The 549-nt window shown below is 43.5% G+C and carries 1 protein-coding gene; it reads left to right on the top strand.

The features are described 5' to 3' along the window. Positions 1–106 precede the first annotated feature (106 nt). Positions 107–549 (top strand): transposase (locus CF596_RS14545; protein ID WP_197704865.1); only part of this gene is annotated, 443 nt, incomplete at its 3' end.

The following is a 549-nucleotide window of genomic DNA, read 5'->3' as shown; positions in this document are numbered from 1 at the left end:
TTGGATTGCAGCAAGTGGTGAATATGCTCTAAACCAAGCTCGACCATTCTGCCATCCTCCAAACGTTCTATTTCATTCTCTTCATGACCTCAGGCATACTGCGGTCATGAATACACTGCCTGACTTAAACCAACTGACCCATGAACAACTGCTGGAATTTACCAGACAGTTGGCAATGCAGCATCAGTCTCTGGCACAATCAAATCAAGAATTAGAAAAATCAAACCAGCAATTGGATGCCAAAGTTCAGCATCTTTCTATTCTCAATCAAAAATACGAGCATGAACTGGCGCTGTTTAAAAAGCACAAATTCGCCCAAAAGAATGAACACTTAACGGCAAAACAAATCCATCTGTGGGATGAAGCGGTTGAAGAAGATATTGCCGCGGTTGATCTAGAACTGGAACGGCTAAATGCAGATAAAACCAATGCAGCGACACACAAAGCAACAGTCAACAAACCTAAACGTCGACCACTGCCAGATCATCTACACACCATCCGTATTGAGCATGAACCTGCATCAACCCAATGCAGTTGTGGCTGCCAGTT

Origin of the sequence: Acinetobacter sp. YT-02, assembly GCF_002412355.1 — a bacterium.
Lineage (GTDB): Bacteria > Pseudomonadota > Gammaproteobacteria > Pseudomonadales > Moraxellaceae > Acinetobacter > Acinetobacter towneri.
This window is presented reverse-complemented; position numbering and strand designations above follow the sequence as displayed.